A 2,502-nucleotide genomic window follows, 5' to 3' on the forward strand; every position below is an offset into this window, starting at 1 on the left:
ATTACTACAACGTTTATATTTTAACAAGTCAGGGGATACCAAGTATCTACACTATTCAAGCACTAAATAAAGATGAAGCTACTAAGATCGCAACTCAGAAACTGATGCAGGGACAAAGTATTACTAAGATTGTTTTGAGCAAACTACAAAAAGGATAGGTATGCAATATAGGTCTAAATTTGAAAAGGATTTTAGTGAAACATTAGGAGACTTTGAATACGAAAGTAAGAAACTAAAGTATGTCGTTACTAAGACTTACACACCTGATTTCCTCATTGGAAATATTCTTATAGAAACAAAAGGCTATTTCAAGCCCTCAGATCGAAGTAAACACCTTTCTATAAAAGAACAACATCCTGAATTAGATATTCGGTTTGTATTCCAAAACGCTAATAACAAACTTAACAAAACAAGCAAAACCACATACGGACAGTGGGCAGATAAGCACGGCTTTAAATGGGCAAATAAAGAAATGCCCGATTCATGGAAGGAAGAAATAAATGAATGGAAACGAAATCAAAATAACAATCTTTGAAATGATCAAGTTTGATGAAGGAATCAAACTGAATCTTTATAAAGATACAGTAGGTTACTTCACTATTGGCGTAGGCCATCTTGTAACACGTAGTGCAAATAGAATAGAAGCTCTTGCAATTTTGGATAAAAAATTTGGAAGGACTACCAACGGAGCGTTAACAGGGAAAGAAGTAGAAACGCTTTTTAATGAAGACGTTCAAGGCGTAATTAATCAAATCAAACAAAATTCAAACGTGAACGCAGTCTATCAAAGTCTTGATGATATTAGACAAATGGCACTGATCAACATGTGCTTCCAGCTCGGAGTAACTGGTGTAGCGGCATTCACTAATTCACTACAGTATTTAAAGTCCAAAAAGTGGGATAAAGCCGCTGTAAATCTAAAACAAAGTAAGTGGAATTCTCAAACACCAAAACGAAGTGACCGGGTAATAGAAGTATTCAGGACTGGTTCATTAGAGGCGTACAGAGTTTTCACTAAATAAAGAGTATCAACGTTCCCTATAAGGGATTAAAAGGGGAAATAAAATGATTGTTAATGCAATTAAAAATTTACCAGAGGTAGGACAGGAACCAACTCTATCTAAAGAATGTGCCGAATATCTTCATACAGTATTCACTTATGAGTATTTGAAGATGTCAGGAATCATTGATCGTATGCGTGAAAACGGACTATCAGAAGCATTCATTAATGGATATGTAGAAGGGGTCTATTCTGCGTTCCAGCGTATAGACATGATTTATAACAATCGTGATCAATACGATTAATACTAAATAAAGCTAAGGAGGAATAAAACAAATGTGTTTTAGCCCGAAGATTAAACAACCAAAAGTTGAAGTTCCACAAGCTACAGCCGTTCAACCTACACCTATTTCAGATGAAATAGCAGGTATCCAATTTGGAGAGGCTGGAACGAGTGACGATCAAACAACTGAAGATTCAGGAATTGATTCACTAACTAATAAACGAGATAGCGATTCTTCAACTGAATTAAAAACACAGAACACAACAAGTTCATCAGACATTACCGCATCAAAAATCGGTAAATCAATCAAACGTAAATCTGTTTTCGGAGGAAAATAAAAAATGGGTCTATTCAAAAAAATTAAAAAGGCAGTTAAGAAAGTAGTTAAGTCGGTGACTAAACCAGTAGAGAAGGTAGCTAAGGGTGCTGTAGGTGCAATTACTGGTGAAGCTCCAGAGGTGGTTGTACAAGCACAGGACACTGCACCAGATCCATCAGCCGTAGCTGTAGATGTTCCAACTAATACTACTGCTGATACAGACACTGAAGAAAATACTGAAAGTGCAAAACGTAAAATTAATGCGGGTGGTAAACGTTCCCTATCTATTGCACGTTCAAGCGGCACAGGAATCAATCTATAATAATAAAAGGAAAGCACAATGGCGAAAAAGAAAAAACCATTGGTTAGACAGGGATTAGGTCTTAACGGTGCACAATCAACTTATTCACGACTTGAGAATGATCGACAATCTTATATTGACCGGGCGTTACGTTGTGCACGGGTAACTGTTCCATCTTGGTTCCCTGAAGAATTTACATGGGGAAGCACATCAAGTGATTCATTTGTAACCCCTTATCAAAGCATGGGAAGTATGTGTGTTAATAACTTGACTGCGAAATTAAGTAATGCACTTTTCCCAATGTCTCAACCGTGGTTCAAACTTAACGTAAACGAATATGTTCTAAAGCAATATGAATCTGATAAGTCTCAAATGACTTTAGTAGATCAAGGCTTGTCAATGGTAGAACGTATTTTAATGAAATACATGGCTGATAATTCATATCGTGTAGTTCTTACTGAAGCAATTAGACAATTAGTAATTAGTGGCAATGCTCTATTGTTTATTACACCGCCTGAAAGTGGTGATGGTGATGGTTATAATCCATGTAAATTATATAAACTAAACAACTATGTTGTACAGCGTGATGGTTATGGGAA

Annotated in this window: 6 protein-coding genes; all 6 read left to right on the plus strand. The window is 36.2% G+C overall.

Annotated elements, in window-relative coordinates; genetic code table 11:
* The first annotated feature begins 160 nt into the window (after positions 1–160).
* Positions 161–535 (plus strand): endonuclease I, encoded by a 375-nt coding sequence (locus tag LZ634_RS22355; protein ID WP_234508921.1) that lies wholly within the window; start codon positions 161–163, stop codon positions 533–535.
* Positions 501–1,022 (plus strand): glycoside hydrolase family protein, encoded by a 522-nt coding sequence (locus LZ634_RS22360; protein WP_234508922.1) that lies wholly within the window; start codon positions 501–503, stop codon positions 1,020–1,022. The genes LZ634_RS22355 and LZ634_RS22360 overlap by 35 nt, the downstream gene beginning before the upstream one ends.
* Positions 1,023–1,065: 43 nt before the next feature.
* Complete coding sequence (locus LZ634_RS22365; RefSeq protein WP_234508923.1) at positions 1,066–1,305, plus strand: phage protein; 240 nt, start codon at positions 1,066–1,068, stop codon at positions 1,303–1,305.
* 31 nt (positions 1,306–1,336) lie between these two features.
* The gene (locus LZ634_RS22370; RefSeq protein WP_234508924.1) at positions 1,337–1,621 is read left to right on the plus strand and encodes a DUF5476 domain-containing protein; all 285 of its coding nucleotides are present in this window, start codon (positions 1,337–1,339) and stop codon (positions 1,619–1,621) included.
* 3 nt (positions 1,622–1,624) lie between these two features.
* A complete protein-coding gene (locus LZ634_RS22375) occupies positions 1,625–1,924 on the plus strand; it encodes a hypothetical protein (protein ID WP_234508925.1) in 300 nt (99 codons plus the stop codon).
* A gap of 18 nt (positions 1,925–1,942) precedes the next feature.
* On the plus strand, positions 1,943–2,502 hold a 560-nt coding region (locus LZ634_RS22380; protein WP_234508926.1), incomplete at its 3' end, for a portal protein.

This window comes from Kluyvera intermedia (assembly GCF_021440345.1).
Taxonomy (GTDB): domain Bacteria; phylum Pseudomonadota; class Gammaproteobacteria; order Enterobacterales; family Enterobacteriaceae; genus Kluyvera; species Kluyvera intermedia_A.